General features: G+C 36.8%; 12 protein-coding genes. 4 read left to right on the forward strand and 8 right to left on the reverse strand.

Annotation, left to right across the window (positions count from 1 at the left end; translation table 11 throughout):
* Window positions 1–233 precede the first annotated feature (233 nt).
* Together ACKPEB_RS00070 and ACKPEB_RS00075 are read right to left on the reverse strand one after the other, a co-directional pair.
* Window positions 234–959: an HAD-IA family hydrolase gene (locus ACKPEB_RS00070; protein ID WP_408962715.1), complete on the reverse strand. Its 726-nt coding sequence runs from the start codon at window positions 957–959 to the stop codon at window positions 234–236.
* A gap of 102 nt (window positions 960–1,061) precedes the next feature.
* The gene (locus ACKPEB_RS00075) at window positions 1,062–2,282 is read right to left on the reverse strand and encodes an NAD(P)/FAD-dependent oxidoreductase (protein ID WP_408962716.1); all 1,221 of its coding nucleotides are present in this window, start codon (window positions 2,280–2,282) and stop codon (window positions 1,062–1,064) included.
* Window positions 2,283–2,464: 182 nt separating this feature from the next.
* Here ACKPEB_RS00075 and psaK point away from each other — a divergent pair, with 182 nt between their 5' ends.
* On the forward strand, window positions 2,465–2,725 hold the full coding sequence (gene psaK / locus ACKPEB_RS00080; RefSeq protein WP_408962717.1) for a photosystem I reaction center subunit PsaK: 261 nt from the start codon (window positions 2,465–2,467) through the stop codon (window positions 2,723–2,725).
* Window positions 2,726–2,842: 117 nt separating this feature from the next.
* Here the strand turns inward: psaK and ACKPEB_RS00085 are convergent, their stop codons facing one another.
* Window positions 2,843–4,435, reverse strand: a complete 1,593-nt coding sequence (locus ACKPEB_RS00085; RefSeq protein ID WP_408962718.1) for an NAD(P)/FAD-dependent oxidoreductase — start codon at window positions 4,433–4,435, stop codon at window positions 2,843–2,845.
* 365 nt (window positions 4,436–4,800) lie between these two features.
* Window positions 4,801–6,573, reverse strand: coding sequence for a 2-succinyl-5-enolpyruvyl-6-hydroxy-3-cyclohexene-1-carboxylic-acid synthase (gene menD / locus ACKPEB_RS00090; RefSeq protein ID WP_408962719.1), 1,773 nt, complete (start codon window positions 6,571–6,573; stop codon window positions 4,801–4,803).
* Between the two features lie 46 nt (window positions 6,574–6,619).
* Between menD and dnaE the strand changes: the two genes are divergently transcribed.
* The 3 genes from dnaE to ACKPEB_RS00105 all read left to right on the forward strand — a co-directional run bounded on the left by dnaE (window position 6,620) and on the right by ACKPEB_RS00105 (window position 12,328).
* Entirely contained in the window at window positions 6,620–10,588 is a 3,969-nt protein-coding gene (gene dnaE / locus ACKPEB_RS00095) for a DNA polymerase III subunit alpha (RefSeq protein WP_408962720.1), read from the forward strand.
* Window positions 10,589–10,746: 158 nt separating this feature from the next.
* Complete coding sequence (locus ACKPEB_RS00100; RefSeq protein WP_408962721.1) at window positions 10,747–10,914, forward strand: hypothetical protein; 168 nt, start codon at window positions 10,747–10,749, stop codon at window positions 10,912–10,914.
* Window positions 10,907–12,328 carry an OB-fold nucleic acid binding domain-containing protein gene (locus ACKPEB_RS00105; RefSeq protein WP_408962722.1) on the forward strand — a complete coding sequence of 474 codons (1,422 nt, stop codon included), beginning with the start codon at window positions 10,907–10,909 and terminating at the stop codon, window positions 12,326–12,328. The genes ACKPEB_RS00100 and ACKPEB_RS00105 overlap by 8 nt, the downstream gene beginning before the upstream one ends.
* On the opposite strand, the gene ACKPEB_RS00110 is transcribed toward ACKPEB_RS00105, so the two are convergent.
* From ACKPEB_RS00110 to ACKPEB_RS00125, 4 genes are all read right to left on the reverse strand, one after another.
* Window positions 12,325–14,742, reverse strand: a complete 2,418-nt coding sequence (locus ACKPEB_RS00110) for an ATP-dependent helicase (RefSeq protein ID WP_408962723.1) — start codon at window positions 14,740–14,742, stop codon at window positions 12,325–12,327. The two genes, ACKPEB_RS00105 and ACKPEB_RS00110, sit on opposite strands and share 4 nt — an antisense overlap.
* Window positions 14,743–14,887: 145 nt before the next feature.
* Window positions 14,888–15,553, reverse strand: coding sequence for a lysophospholipid acyltransferase family protein (locus tag ACKPEB_RS00115; RefSeq protein ID WP_408962724.1), 666 nt, complete (start codon window positions 15,551–15,553; stop codon window positions 14,888–14,890).
* A gap of 25 nt (window positions 15,554–15,578) precedes the next feature.
* Window positions 15,579–15,803, reverse strand: coding sequence for a hypothetical protein (locus ACKPEB_RS00120; RefSeq protein ID WP_408962725.1), 225 nt, complete (start codon window positions 15,801–15,803; stop codon window positions 15,579–15,581).
* Window positions 15,804–15,916: 113 nt separating this feature from the next.
* Entirely contained in the window at window positions 15,917–16,510 is a 594-nt protein-coding gene (locus ACKPEB_RS00125; RefSeq protein WP_408962726.1) for a sulfite oxidase-like oxidoreductase, read from the reverse strand.
* Between the last annotated feature and the right edge of the window lie 125 nt (window positions 16,511–16,635).

The following is a 16,635-nucleotide window of genomic DNA, read 5'->3' on the forward strand; positions in this document are numbered from 1 at the left end:
CTGATTCGGAACCACTTCTGTGCGGAGCGTTCGCCGTTGACTGTAGGGATAAATGGGGACAACGGGCCAAAAAGGCCATGAAAATTCCTGAAATGAACGATTTTGAACAGGTTCTTCTGGGGTTTTCCGGTGTTCTTCCACTGTTTTTCTAGCTCCTCACTTCTTGTAGAGAGTCTTTAGAGATAGACGCGCCGTGGCTCGTAAAGATAGACGCGCCGTGGCTCGTCTCTACTTTAGGATATCGGAATTTGTTCTAAAGTTTCATATTCATCTAAAATCCCTTTAGGAGATTCTTCTCGATGTAGTAAGATTCCTCGAATTCCAAGAGCGTTTGCTCCTTGATAATCGGCTTTTAAACTATCACCAATATGCCAAGCTTTTTCGGGGGAACAGTTATGTTTAGTTAAGGCAATTTGGAAGATTTCAGAACTCGGTTTAGCCGCTCCTACTTCTGTAGAAATGGTCACAGTTTGGAAAAATTGAGCTAAATCTAAAGCGTCTAAAACAGGATATAATCGGGAATCAAAGTTGGATAAAACTCCTAATTCTATTCCTTGATCTTGCCAAGCTTTTAATCGTGGGGGCACATCCGAATACACAAACCAAGGTTTTTCCGTTTGAAAATAATCATATAAGGATTGAAAAAATTCAGAAAAATCTGTAAAATTATCATAGAGTTTAACGGTTTTAAAGGTTTGTTCGGCGATCGCTTTCCACCACTCAAATTCTAATTGAGGAATTTCACCCGGATCGACGCCTGGAAATGCCATACTTGGTGCCGATAAAAAACATTGAAAAAATACTTGATCTAAAATTTTAGCGTCAGCTTTGACTCCGAATTGTTCTGCAATCATGCGGTAAGCTTCCCCGACACTATGACGCACTCCAAATAATGTACCTACCGCATCTAAAAAAATAACACGGGGTTTTTCAAGGCTATGATTTTGTTGGTTAATCATGGTTAATATTCAATCCTTTAACAGTTTCATCAAAAACCGGGTTTCTACATAAAAACAGCAAATTAAAAAAGATTTTAATACAAAAACCCGGTTAATCAAGTGTTATTCCTTAACGCTATTTTGGGAAGAAATTGAAATTAAGAAATTCTGCACAGGTCGAGTCATCCAATTAACAGCAACTCGGACTTGATGTTCTAGGGTGGGGAAGCGATATAAATAAATTAATCGTCGAGCTAAATGAGCCCATTGACCGTCTAATTGAACGCCTAAACCGCTTAAGGTGGCGTTATCGCTGCCTAATGTCATCATTTCGCCTAACCCATTATAACGGAAAGGTAATAAGGGTCTTCCTGTTAATAAAGCCCAAAGATTCCACCCGGTATAATCAGCTTGTTGAAAAGCGGCTTGGGCTGTTTTGGGAATCATTTGACCTTCCGCATCTTTACAACTTGATAAATCTCCTAAAGCAAAAATTTCAGGATGATCCATCACTTGTAAGGTTGATGTGGTGACAATTTGTCCCCGTTTGTTTTGTTTTAACGGTAGCGATCGCACGATAGGAGAGACTTGTGCTCCCACTGTCCAGAGTACCAGATCAACCGGAATTTCATTAATTACTCCTCGATATTCTAATAAAATTTTATCCGATTTAACGGCTGATACTGTTGTTTCTAAATCGATCCAAACTTCTCGCTCTAATAAAGCATTGGTCGCCGCTTCTCGGTTAAATTCAGGAGAGGTTTTTAAGATTTCTTCGGATTGTTCAATAATTCTAATTCGGGCTTTTTCCCCTAAGCGATCGGCTAATTTACAAGCTAATTCTACCCCACTATAACCCCCCCCAACAATAGCCACCCGAATTGTATCTTGATCTGAAGTTTCTAAGAGTCGTAACTGTTCTTCTAACCGATAAACATCAGCCAGACTTCGGAATGGAATTGCATAATCTTCAGCACCTGGAACAAAATCTAAGGGGGTTTCGCTCCCTAATGCTAACACTAAATAATCATAGTCAATCTCCGTGTTATTTAGCAATTTAACCTGTTTATTTTCAATCTCAATTTGACTGACAGCCCCTTGACAAAACCGCACTTTAGTATCTTTTAATAAATCTTCAAAAGCTGGGGCAATTTCCCAAGGTTGCAGTTCATCCGTTAGCAGTTCATACAGCAGAGGTAAAAATAGAAAATGGTCGTTTTGATCCACTAGAACAATTTCAGGTTCTTGTGATTTTTCCCAAGGAAATTGACTTAAACGCAAGGCGGTGTAGAGTCCACCAAAACCTCCTCCCAGGATACAGATGCGGGTTGGTTGTTGAGTCATCTTAAAATTAATGGTTTCTGTGAGTCGGGCTGTTTGTTTAACCTTAGGATAGCAATTTCAGAGACAAAATGTTAAGTATTGCTACAAGGGCGAAAATGAATTACCTTTGTTTGGTAAAACATCTTAGCTATAACGATTAATTACCCTTGGGTATAGTTTAAAAAACTTTAGGAGATCATTCCATGATGCTTTTAGCCGCTGCTACAGCCACTCCTGTGACTCATGCTTGGAGTCCCACCATTGCCATTGTGATGATTGTGTGCAATATTGTGGCGATCGCCATTGGTAAATTCTCAATTCAGCAGCCCAATGCTGGCCCTCAATTACCGTCTCCTAATTTGTTTGGTGGGTTTGGCTTACCTGCGGTTTTAGCAACCACAAGTTTTGGTCATATTTTAGGGGCGGGTGTCATTTTAGGATTATCCAGTTTAGGAGTGATTTAACTCATTTTAAATCTAGGGTGCGTAAAACGCACCTTGAACTTGGTTTTATGAAATAATAATGTTGATGGTGCGTGCGCTAATTCCTTACGCACCCTACAATAATTAATTATGGCGTATTTAATCATAATCCTGTCCTGAACCATATTGCCAAGCGTCTAACCACCGATAATAATAATATTGAGAGGAAGAGGACAATTTTTTAAACACAGGTTCTAAGGTTTTTGCAAGGGAATATAAACCTGTATAAAGCCCTAAATTCCAGTAGTGAATTGTCCAATCTATTAAACTGATTAATCCGACTTGAGGAATAATTTTAAAAATTAAACCGGGATGAGAAATAGCGGTTTTTGATAACGTTTGAGTTAAAGGAAAAAACTGCACGACATCTTGCAAAAATGGCTTTAAAATTGGTTCTCCTAATTGTTCCATTTCTTGAAATACTGTTGCTAATAATTGGTTAATTTGTTCGGGGTTAATAGTTTGTTGAACTTTCACACTCATCGACCGTTGAAATAACCATGTTACTGATAAACTGGGTTGATAAGGTTGTAATAAAGATAAGGCATTTTGGCTTAATTGATCGGTTTTTAACGCTTGATCAATACCATTCGTTAACCGTTTCAAATGACGCACCATCGCCCCAAACCCTCCAAAACTTAACGGAGATTGATTCCCGCTACTATCTCCAATGGCAAAAACACGATTCCAAGGCATTTTTAATGGGCTATTTTTATAACAAGGAAAAAACCCAAATAATGCCCGTTTAAAGGTTAATTGATGAAGTTCAATTTGTTGATATTGAGGTAAAAGTTTAAAATAATCTTCAAACAAAGATTCTAAACTAAATCGTTGAGGATCAGCATCTAAATAGGTAAATAAATAAGTTGTTCTTCCATCTTTGGCGGGAAAGGCTTCCCAAAAATATTGACATTGATGGTTTACAGTAGTAAAAGAAGCAAAAATATCACCTGTTTTATTATGAGGATAACCCGTTGCACAGGTTCCCACCACTAAACACACGGCATCGGGTTTTTGTCCTTGTCTAGCTTGTCGAACTAAAGGAGAAAAATGACCCATTGCATCAATTAATAAACGGGTTTTCAGGATGATTGAATTCTCTCCTAATTCCTCTCCTTCAATGCTAGAGGAGTTAGTTGAGGTTACTTTTACCACCACTCCATCAGGATGAATAATAGCAGATTCATAAGCTGTATTTTCTAATAAGATTCCTCCTGATTCTACAAACCGATTTTTAAGGGTTTCTAATAAATAAACCGGATCAACTCCAATATTTAGAACATCTTTTACCCAAATATCATCACTATTGGGAAAGCTTAAACGGGCTGGGTTATATTCTGTTGCGATCGCTGTTTTTAATTCTACCTCAGATAGCAAATTTAAGTCAATCAAAACTTCTAATTCTTTGCGAGAGATATTCCATTCTTGTTCCCGTCCTCGCAATTTACCGCGTTCTAATACCGCTACTCGCCACCCTTTCATCGCTAAGGTTGTACCGATTAAAATTCCCAGAGTCCCCCCACTAATTACAATATCATAATCGACCATTCCTAACGGTTGAGACTCTTGTTTAACGCTATCAGGAACAGGAATACGATTATTTTTTAACTTCGTCCACAGTTCATCTGCTTTTCGCAGACCGTTCAAAGGGTTTCCAGAGATTTGAGATAAAATTTCTTCGGTGAGAGACATATAGCAATCCTATTTGATTTGTGGTAGGGGCAATTCATGAATTGCCCCTACGGTAAGGGTTTTAGTCATAGAGATGATTACAACCTATTTAGACTTGCTATAGAAGCACTAAAACTTAATGATGATCATATCATAGAATAAATAATAATTAAAAATCAAACCAGAACCATTTTAATCTTATATTCTCCTATTAAATCCTACAAATCCCGTAGGGTGTGTAAGCTCCGCACGCACCATCAATATTGTTCATTAATATAACTATTTAGCACGACTAGCAGCCAAACGCGCATAATCCAGATTTTTTTGATACTGAATAACCCGTTCTTGTGCTTTGCCATAATTAACATCGCTTACGCACCCTACGGTTAGAGGGGTTTTAAATTGAGTTGATTGGCGAATTGCTGTAGATGTTTTTGCCTCCATTGAGCATCAATTTTGCGATTAGTTTGAATTTCTAAAATCCTAATCCCAGTATTGGGAAGGGGATTTAATCGTTGTTTCAACTGTTCCCAAGATAGGATTTTTTCATATTCAATATTATAAGTTGTAGCTAATTGAGCAAAATTAATATTTTGAGGCGTTGCAAAATAATCCTCAAAGGGAGGGTCAAATTGAGAAATGGGTAACATTTCAAAAATCCCACCGCCATTATTATTAATTAAAATAATCGTTAAATGCCCGATGAATTTGTTTCTAATTAAAAATCCATTGGTGTCATGAAGTAAAGCTAAATCTCCGGTTAATAAAATACTACTGTGTTGATGATGGGCGATTCCTAATGCTGTAGATAGAGTTCCATCAATTCCATTTGCACCGCGATTAAAAAAGGGTTGAATATTTAAAGAATTAGGACTCCAAAAGAATTCTACATCTCGGACTGGCATACTATTAGCGATAAAAATCGGTGTATTTTTAGGTAGAATTTGAGGCAGTAACCAAGCAACTTTAGGTTCTATTAATAAATTAATAGCTTCTAATTGTTGATTAATAACCGTTTTCATTTGAGATTCTAACTCACACCATAGATGACAATACAATTGAGATTCCATCAGATTTAAGGGGTCTGGAGCTTCCTGATCATGAATTTGTTCTGATAGCTGTTCAATCGATATTCTTAAATGGGTTGTTTTTCCATGTAACCCATCTAAATTTTGATAGCTAGGGTCAAGAATAAAATAGTCGGGTTGTTTTTGATCTAGCCAATTTCTCAGGGTTTTGCTCGTGGGTAAATCTCCAATTTGAATGACAACTTGAGGGACGAGTTTGTCAGCTAAAGTTGGATTTCTTAGAATTAAATCATAGGTTGAAATTAAATAAGGGTTAAGGGTAGAATAATTCCTAACGGGGGATAATCCCTCTGCTAAGACAGGATAGTTGAACTGTTGAGAAAGATGGGCGATCGCTTGACAATAACCTTCTGCATTTTGCGGTTGAGCGACACCAGCAATAATAATTCCTTGAGAATAATTAGACCCCTGTTTCAATAAAAAATTAGCATCAAAACCAGAAAAAATAGAAGTTTTTACTGAATTGATTGTAGCAAAAAAATTATCAGGAAATATCGATTTTAATGCTTCAGTTTCCGGTTGACAGACGGGGTGTAACGGATCACGAAAGGGAATGTTAAGATGGACAACACCGGGAATGGGAAATTGCGATCGCTCCCAAGTATAAATTAAGGTTTGGCGTAAATAACGTAATAATGCTAAATCTAAACTGGGAACCGTTAATTCTGTTTGCCAATTCGGATAAGTGCCGTATAATTTAACTTGATCAATGGTTTGTCCTGCATGACAATCTCGTAATTCAGGAGGACGATCTGCTGTTAAAATTAATAATGGAACTCGACTTTCTTTCGCTTCTATAATAGCCGGATAAAAATTCGCTCCTGCGGTTCCTGACGTACAAACTAAAGCCGTCGGAATTCCGCTTTTTTTAGCAATTCCTAAAGCAAAAAACGAGGCAGACCGTTCATCTAAAATTGGAATGGTTTCTATGCTAGAATGTTGAGCAAAAGCAATCGTTAAAGGTGTGGAACGGGAACCGGGACAAACAATAGCAGTTTTTAATCCTAATTGAGCCAGTGTTTCTACGAATATAGAAGCCCAAACTGTGTTAATATTACGGAAGTCAATCATTTTATCTCTATTATTTTTAATCTTAATTTAATCAAGGAACTCAACTATGTCTTTTGTCGGATTACATATTCATAGCGATTATAGTTTATTGGATGGTGCGTCTCAATTACCTCAATTAATTGACCGAGCATTAGCGTTAGGAATGCCCGCGATCGCTGTTACTGATCATGGAGTCATGTATGGGGCAATTGAGTTAATTAAAACCTGTCGTAATAAAAATATAAAACCGATTATTGGGAATGAAATGTATGTGATCAATGGAGATGTTAAAGTTCAAGATACTCGACGAAAAAAATATCATCAAGTAGTTTTGGCGAAAAATACCCAAGGGTATAAAAATTTAGTCAAATTAACCACCATTTCACATTTGCAAGGATTTCAAGGAAAAGGCATTTTTGCACGTCCCTGTATTAATAAAGAACTATTAGAAGAATATCATGAAGGGTTAATTGTTACCAGTGCTTGTTTAGGCGGAGAAATTCCCCAGGCAATTTTACAAGGACGGTATGATGTGGCGCGAAACGTTGCCCAATGGTATAAAGATGTATTTGGAGAGGATTTTTATTTAGAAATTCAGGATCATGGATCTCCAGAAGATCGGATGGTCAATGTTGAGATTGTTAAAATTAGTCAAGAATTAAAGATTAAAATTGTCGCTACGAATGATTCCCATTTTATCTCCTGTAATGATGTGGAAGCCCATGATGCCTTACTTTGTATTAATACCCAAAAATTAATTAATGAAGAAAAACGAATGCGCTATAGCGGAACAGAATATTTAAAATCTGCTGAAGAAATGGCGCAACTATTTAGAGATCATTTATCCGATGATCTTATTCAAGAAGCCATTCAGAATACCGTAGAAGTTGCCAATAAAGTAGAACCCTATAATGGTATTTTAGGAGAACCTCGCATCCCTGACTATCCCATTCCCCCAGATCATACTGCCGATACCTACTTAGAAGAAGTGACCTGGAAAGGGTTATTAGAACGGATGAATGCTAAAACCCGAAGCGAGATTAAACCCGTCTATAAAGAACGCTTAGAATATGAACTCAAAATGATGCAAAAGATGGGGTTTTCAACCTACTTTTTAGTCGTTTGGGATTATATTAAATTTGCCAGAGATAACAATATTCCTGTCGGGCCAGGACGGGGTTCTGCGGCGGGATCATTAGTGGCTTACGCCTTAAGAATTACTAATATTGATCCGGTGCATCATGGTTTATTATTTGAACGATTTTTAAACCCTGAACGAAAATCTATGCCGGATATTGATACGGATTTTTGTATTGAACGACGGGATGAAATGATTAAATATGTCACCGATAAATATGGGGAAGATAAGGTGGCTCAAATTATTACCTTTAACCGCATGACCTCTAAAGCCGTGTTAAAAGATGTGGCTAGGGTATTAGGAATTTCCTATAAAAAAGCGGATCAAATGGCAAAATTAATTCCGGTTTCACGGGGAAAACCGACCCCTTTAAAAGTCATGATTTCCGATCAAAGTCCCGCCCCAGAATTCAAAGAAGCGTATGATCATGAACAAGTTCCGGTTCATAATGAAGCGGGGGAAGAAGTGAGTACCATTAGTGTTAAACAATGGTTAGATATGGCAATTCGCATCGAAGGAACCAACAAAACCTTCGGGGTTCATGCGGCGGGTGTGGTGATTTCTAAACAACCTTTAGACGAAATTGTTCCCCTGCAACGCAATAATGATGGGGCGGTAATTACTCAATATTATATGGAGGATTTAGAGGCAGTTGGATTGTTAAAAATGGACTTTTTAGGGTTAAAAAATTTAACCATGATTCAAAAAGCTGTTGATTATATTGCAGAAAAATATCAGTATAAAATTGATCCTGAAAAACTACCGTCTGATGTAGAAAGGAGAGCACAAGATGCTTATAAAACTCATAAAAAGTTACCGGAAGATGTCAAAAAAACCTATAAATTGCTAGAAAAAGGAGATTTAGATGGAATTTTTCAGCTAGAATCTTCTGGAATGATGGATATTGTTAAAAAACTCAAACCTTCCTGTTTAGATGATATTTCTTCTATTTTAGCACTCTATCGTCCGGGGCCGTTAGATGCGGGTTTAATTCCCCAATTTATTGATCGTAAACATGGACGGGATGAAATTAGATATGATCACCCGATGTTAGAACCGATTTTAAAAGAAACCTATGGAATTTTATGTTTTCAAGAACAAATCATGAAATTAGCTCAAGATTTAGCGGGCTATTCTTTAGGTCAAGCCGATATTCTTCGCCGATGTTTGAGTGGATCCACGCAAATTTTAGATGCTGCTACTGGAAACTTGGTTTCCTTAAAAGAAATTGCACAATCTCCTGAATATTGGTTAGGTAGGAAAGTCTTTTCTCTCAATCTTAATACTCAAAAAATCACTCAACAACCCATCACAGAAATTCATCCGAATGGAGTTCGGGATATTTGGCAAATTACCACGAAAACGAATCACCAAATTAAAGCTACTGACGATCATCTTTTCTATACAGTCTTAGGATGGAAACCATTAAAGTCCTTTAAAATTGGCGATCGCGTGGGTTTAGCAAAAACTCTCCCGATTACGAATCAAAGTAAAATATCAGATGCTCAAATCAAGTTGGTCGCGTATTTAATTGGAGACGGTCATTTATCCACAAAGAGTCCAGCTTGTAGTTATTTTTGTAACAGCGATCAAGAATTAATAGATGATTTTAATCAGTGTGCAAAAGAACTTTTTGGCAAACCAGCACCCATTGATCATCAAGTACATCCGGGGCGAAAATCTGTCACTTATGCTCGTATTGGGTTTGTTTCTTCTTTCAATAAATGGGTAGATGCTCATCTTAAACGAGCTCACTCTAGGGACAAAGAAATTCCCGAATGGGTTTTCACATTATCTCGAAATCAATTACAACTTTTCTTAGGAACTTTATGGTCAACCGATGGAAGTTTTGATACTAGCATTGGTCATACTGACTATACTTCAACTTCTCCGGTTTTGATCAAGCAAATTCAACATCTACTACTCCGTTTAGGCATTGTTTCACTCTTTAATGTGAAAACTATTCAATATAATGGTAAACCTCACATTTCTTATCGAGTCCAAATTACCGGACGAGAAGATATGCTCAAGTTTTGTGAATTAATTAAGCCTAACTTGAGTTCTTATAAAACAGAGCAAGCAGAACTTTGTTATTTATTGATCAAAGATAAAGTTCGGAATCAATCAAAACATACAATTCCACCGGAAGTTATTACACTAATTGCTCAAGTCAAAAAAGCAACTCAGATGACATGGGATAAAATTGATCAGGCTGTGGGAACACCAAGAGGTACTATGTCTTCTGGTTTAAATTTCCAGAAAGTACCCTCTCGTAGTCTATCTCGTCATCGTGTGGAAAATTTTGCAATCGCCTTTCAAAATGACCAATTAAAAGCGATCGCAGAATCGGATGTTTTTTGGGATGAAATTGTTGGAATTGAGTACATAGGCAAAGAAGAAGTGTTTGATTTAAGCATTCCTGAAACTCATAATTTTATTGCCAATAATTTTATTGCCCACAACTGTATGGGTAAAAAGAAAGCAGAAGAAATGCAGAAGCAAAGGGAACTCTTTATTGACGGTGCAACCAAAAATGGAGTCCAGCAAAAATTGGCAGAAAAGTTATTTGAACAAATGGTTCAATTCGCTGAATATTGTTTGAGTTATGATACAGAAATTTTGACTGTTGAATATGGAGCAATGCCCATCGGTAAAATTGTTGAGGAAAAAATAGAATGCACAGTTTATACTGTTAATAATCAGGGTTATATCTATACTCAACCCATCGCTCAATGGCATCATCGAGGAGAACAAGAAGTTTTTGAATATTGCCTAGAAGATGGTTCAGTTATTCGAGCAACCAAAGACCATAAATTTATGACCACTAATGGTCAAATGTTACCTATTGATGAAATTTTTGAAAAAGGTTTAGAATTAAAACAGATTAACTTGAATTAAAATTAATATGAAAATTTTAAACTATCAACAATTAAACCCTGATCAAAAACAGCAGATTATTGCTATTTTTAATCAAGGGATGGAATGTCGCTCAATTCCTATTAGTGGGTATAGTAGGTTCTTTTGAATTTGCTTGCGAACTCACAAAACGCCTGGGAATGGGTTCAGTAGTCGAACATTACTTAAAAAAAGTTTATTATTGGAGAATCTATAGCCGTCAACACATAAAAATATTCTATAATTTAATTTATCAATATCCCCATTTAGGGCTTCAACGTAAAAAGTTAAAAATTGAACAAATTTTAGAGAGCTATAAAAATGGTTAAAATTATTAGTCGCAAATCTTTAGGAACCCAACCTGTTTATGATATTGGCGTAGAACAAGATCATAACTTTATTCTTAATAGTGGTTTAGTTGCTTCTAATTGCTTCAATAAATCCCATTCAATGGCTTATGCCTATGTCACCTATGAAACCGCTTATTTAAAAGCGAATTATCCCGTTGAATATATGGCAGCTTTATTAAGTGCGAATAGTGGCGATACGGATAAAATTCAAAAGTATATTGAATCTTGCCAAAAATCCCTCGGAATTAAGGTTATCCCGCCGGATATTAATCTTTCGGGTATGGATTTTACCCCCTCCGATAACAGTATTATTTTTGGACTTTCGGCTATTAAAAATGTAGGAGAAGGTGCTATAGAACATTTATTAGCTGTGCGTCAAGAAGGGGGAGAATTTAAGAGTTTTCCTGATTTATGCGATCGCATTAATTTACAACTTGTCAATAGCCGTGCGTTAGAATCTTTGATTAAATGTGGAGCATTAGATAAACTCAACCCTAACCGTCGCCAAGCTATTGATCATTTAGATAAATTAATTACTTGGGCGCAAAGTAAAGCTAAAGATCGGGCTGTTGGCCAACAAAGTATCTTTGATATTTTAGGTGGGGGAACGAATACCATTAATACCCACGAAGATGCACCAAAACCTGCAAAACTGGAAGATTTTACAGTTCAAGAAAAACTACAACTTGAGAAAGAATTACTGGGATTTTATGTTTCTGAACATCCTTTAAAATCTCTCTTAGAATCTATTGTTGTAGAGGAACGAGTTACCTTAGCAGAATTAACGGACAAAAAATCTAAGGTTAAAGTGGTTGTTGTAATTACTGCTATTAAACTCCATACGACTAAAAAAGGCGATCGCATGGCATTTTTACAAATTGAAGATTTAACCGGACAAATGGAGGCGATTGTTTTTCCGCGAACCTTTCAAGACATTAAAGATTTTCCCAAAGAAAATGATATCGTATTAATTACTGGAAAAACGGATAAGCAGGACGATAAAACTCAAGTCATTATTGATAGTTTACAATTAGCAAATACCCTACCTCGGATTGAGAAAATAGCTTCTCCTTTGTTAGAAAAGTTGGAAACAGAGGAATCAGAAATTATGGTACTTTTACATTTAAACCCGCAAGAAATCTTCAATGACGACATTCTTGGACGAATTAAACTATTTCTTTCAGAACAATCATCCGGTAATCAACAACAAGCCCATATTCCTGTAGGTGCAGTTATTACCACTCCATTAATTCAGAAACCTCAATCATTAATTCTCTTTGATCGCTTATTTTGGGTACAGAATGCAGAAGAGACAATTAGTTACTTAAAATCCCAAAATTTTAATGTTCAAATTTCGCCCAGACTGGATTTAAAAAAGTACCCTAATTTTTAAACTTTTTCTATAAAATGTTGAGGAAATTGTTGTTTTAAAGCAATAAAAACCGGACAAGGTTTTTGTTCTTGCTGATTTTCGGGTTTATGCCAAGTATAGGGAGCAAAACGAGATGCAGACATCCATAAAAAACGTTTAGCTCTGGTCATCGCAACATACAGTAACCGATATTCTTCGGCGGTTTTTAAATCCTTCGCTTGTTCCCAAGCAGTAACAACATCAGGAATTAATTGTTGTCCGTGAGAAGCGGCGCGAATTTGAGCACGAGCGACTTCAGAAAGCGTGATTTCTCCGAGAAATTTTGTTTGCGGTAAAACTCGTAAACTCCCCGGAATTGTAGACTCTTGTAAAAAGGGAAGAAACACATAATCCCAATCTAATCCTTTGGCTTTGTGCATGGTAATTAAGGTTAATTGACCTTCACGAGTATAGGGACTGTCTTTAAAGCTTTCCTCATCATCAATATCAACGGGTTCAAATCGTTCTGAACTAACAATATCATTCAAAACTTCTAAAATAGTCCCCATCGAATGACTACCCAAAGTGTGTTGACCAATGCGTGCTGCTAATTTATCGGCTGTTGCTAATTCCGTTCGTTCATAGCGCAGGGATAAGGCTAAAAAAGAAATTAATTGATAAGGAGGAAGTTCTAAACGAGCTTGCAATAATTGACAGCAAAAATAACGACATTGACGAATTTCTTCCGATTGTGGCGGATCAAGGGGGCCAGGATAAAGAAATTCTTCAGGATTAATGGCAATTTTATTATAATCTAAATTCGGAATTAAATTGCGATCGCCTAAAACTTTTAAAGCTAATTTTAAATAATCCGGTGAATGGGGACGATCTAAAAATTGTAATAGATTTAACATCTCCCCAGGAATTTTAGAATTTCGCGCCTGTTGAGACGCATCATAAATGCGAATTTTGGTGTAGAATTCCTCTGGGATTTTAATATTATAAACTTGAGGGTTATTAAAAACATTAGTAATAAATTCTCCTTGTTTATTTTCTCGCAGTAAAATTGCAAATGATCCTTGAGGATGATCGTTTGCAATTGTTAAAATTCGTTGCACAATCCACTCAACGGTTTGATAAATATCCGCAGGTTCACACAGTTCTAAACCTCGACCATAGGCGGGTGGATTGGCATTCGGTTGAGGGTCATTCCATCCGACTAACCGAATCATTTGCTCTCGAAAAGGTTGCTCATTTCCTGCTAATTTTGAGCGATTAACCCACGATAACATAGAATTAGCCGCATCAATAATAATGCAACTACTTCTCCCCGCCTGATCCATTGTTGCTAACCGTTGTAACTGTTCACATTCATTACAAAAATCTCGAAAATAAATGGGGTCAGCCGGAGTAAAGGTTGAGTTAATCGCTTGATTTGGATCTCCGACTCGAACTAAATTTAAACGTTCTAATTCAGAACTGGAATCAGAAGAACTAGCTAAAATTCTTAAGAGTTTACTTTGTAAAGGAGTCGAATCTTGAGCTTCATCTTCAAATACAGCAAAGACTTGATTTTGCCAAACTTGACGCACCGCTTGATTTTCTAAAACCCGTAAGGCGGCTAAAATCATTTCATCATAATCAATTAAATTGAGCGATCGCAACAGATTTTGATAATTTTTATATAATCCACCAGCTATTTTTAAAATTTCATAATCATCAGGAATTTGTTCTGAAATTTGATTTAAATCTTCCGGTTTTAACCCCGAACTTTTGGCTTCTTGAATCACTTTCCAAGCTAGATTCGGTAAAATTTCCGTTCGTAAAACTGATTGTCTTCTTAATCGTTCTGTTTCTTCTCCATCAAATTGAACCCCCTCAATTAATCGTTGATAATGGCGGGGATTTGCCGCAATCCACTGTTCAACACAGGTACGAGTAATCCGATTACTAGGAGTCGGTAAAATTAAGGTAACATTCTCTAAATTTAACCCCGATAATTCAGGATTTTTTAAGGCAATATTTAACGCTAAACCATGTAACGTATAAACAACAAATCCCCCTAATGGTAATTTAAGTGCTTTAAGATTTTCTATAATTTTAACTCGAATATTAGCTGCTGCTGAACGGGTAAAGGTTACAATTACTAATTGACGGCGAGAATGAAGTTGATGATGAGCAATAGTAAGAGCCGCAGCCACCGCCATTCCGGTTGATTTTCCCGCACCGGGAACCGCAGAAATGGCTAATGGCCCTTGCTTCCAATCTCCCATTTGTTGTTGACCCGGACGCAAACTGTGATAAATTTCTTTAATTTTTTCAGCGCGAAATTGACGAAGTTGGTCAATATTTTCTAGGGAATTTGTTGTTTTTACATCCAGAGAATCTGGTTCTGTGTCTGGAGTTAGTATAGAATGAACAGGGGAAACTGGATCAAGGTCAAAATCGTCTGTCATTTTTAGCTTAAGATTAAAGGGAGTATTAAAAATAAAATTTTCTATGGAGGATATGGTTTAAAATTTTATCAGAAAAGTCAAATTTTTAAAAGGATTCTCCCGCTAAACCTTGAAGCATCGCTTGATCCCGTTAATCGAGAATGAATCATTGATGATGTAAGGTTTTTAACGCCATTTCTAAATCGTAAGTTAAAAAGTTTGTAGCGGCTTTAATGGAGGGTTGAATATAATCATTAACCTGAAGAGGAAAACCAATTTTTATGTGTACAGAAGACCCTTGATGAATGGGAGCAGGAGAATCATAACGAATACTAATGGGAATAATTTTTAAGTCTAAATCAGGTTTTTGGGATAAGGTTTGTAATGCAATTCGTGCGACTCCGGGTTGAATTGGATGAAGTTCGGGATCTAAAAAAATATGTCCTTCAGGAAATAAAACTAAAATTTGTTCTTGTTTTAAAAGTTCAATACTATAGCGAATACTTGATTTTCCAGGGTTTTCTCGGTTAATGGGAAACCCACCCAAACGTTGAATAAACCATCCTTGAAACCCCTGAGTTTGTTGTAATAAAACCATATATCTTAAGTCTCGTCCCGTCACCCAACGTCCCGCCGCATATGCTAATAAAATGGCATCCCATCGCGACCGATGAGTCGGTGCGAGAATGGCGGCACCTGTTTGGGGTAAATAATCCTGACCCTCAATTTTAATCCTCTTAAAATAGCATGGAATAATCAAACGACAAGATAAAAAATAAGCAATGGGAGTTAACCAGGGGGAAATGTGAAAGTGAGAAAGGCTGTCAGACATTCGATTTTTTAATAAACCGTTAATTTTAAGTTGATTCTAAACGTTCTGCATATAAACTTTGAACTAAATTCTCTAATTTTTCTTCCGAAGAACAGTCGATTAACATATCAAACGCATCCAAAAGTCGTGCAGCACTTTCTCCTAACATGGGGCTCATATCCCACACATCCTGTACCCAGTCTCGCGGATGTTCATCATCAAAGATCATCCGTTCTAAAAGTTGTCTTGCTTCAGTTTTTGTTAGAGTCATAATCGTTAAGGGTAATTAAGATTAGCACTAGAATGATTATACCAAATTTAGGGGATAAGTTGGGTTCAAGAATCAAAAACCCAACTGTTACCCAGAGTTTTTAGAGCTTAAAACTAATCGCTATAGCGTTCTTCTTCCCAAGGTTCCCCCCTTTTATGATAGCCATTTCGTTCCCAAAAGCCCAATTCTTCATGATCAAGAAATTCTAAGCCATTAATCCATTTAGCACTTTTCCAAGCATATAAATGAGGAACCACTAACCGCAGAGGCCCTCCATGATCCTGGGATAACGGTTCATCAAAAACTCGATGAGCAAAAAAGTTTTCTTCTCGTAAAAAATCCTCTATTGAAATATTAGTTGTATACCCGCCATAACAGTGTTCCATAATATGAACCGCTTGGGGATAAACGTCAACATATTTCATAAAATCAGTCACTTTAATTCCCGTCCACTGTACATCTAATTTTGACCAGTGAGTTACACAATGAAAATCGGCGGTAAAATGGCTTTGAGGCATTGCCATTAAATCAGACCATCTAAAGGTTTTAGGTGTAGCTAAACCCCAAATTTTTAACTGCCAATTTTCAATAGAAACTTGGGGGGTTTCCCCATAGGTTAAAACCGGAAATCCTTTAGTCAGATATTGTCCGGGTGGAACACGAGCACTTTCATCAGCAGTCGGTTTATTGAAAAATTTGCCTAACATGATCAACACTCAACGGCTATTTTTTTAGTTAGTATAACGCTAAATCCAAGGTTTTTATAGGTTCTGCTCTCCAGCCCCTTCTATCTTTATATATAAATGTTAAATTTTAGAAGTCTATCAGGAGC

The organism is Planktothrix sp. (assembly GCF_046067725.1).
In the GTDB taxonomy this organism is placed as follows: domain Bacteria; phylum Cyanobacteriota; class Cyanobacteriia; order Cyanobacteriales; family Microcoleaceae; genus Planktothrix.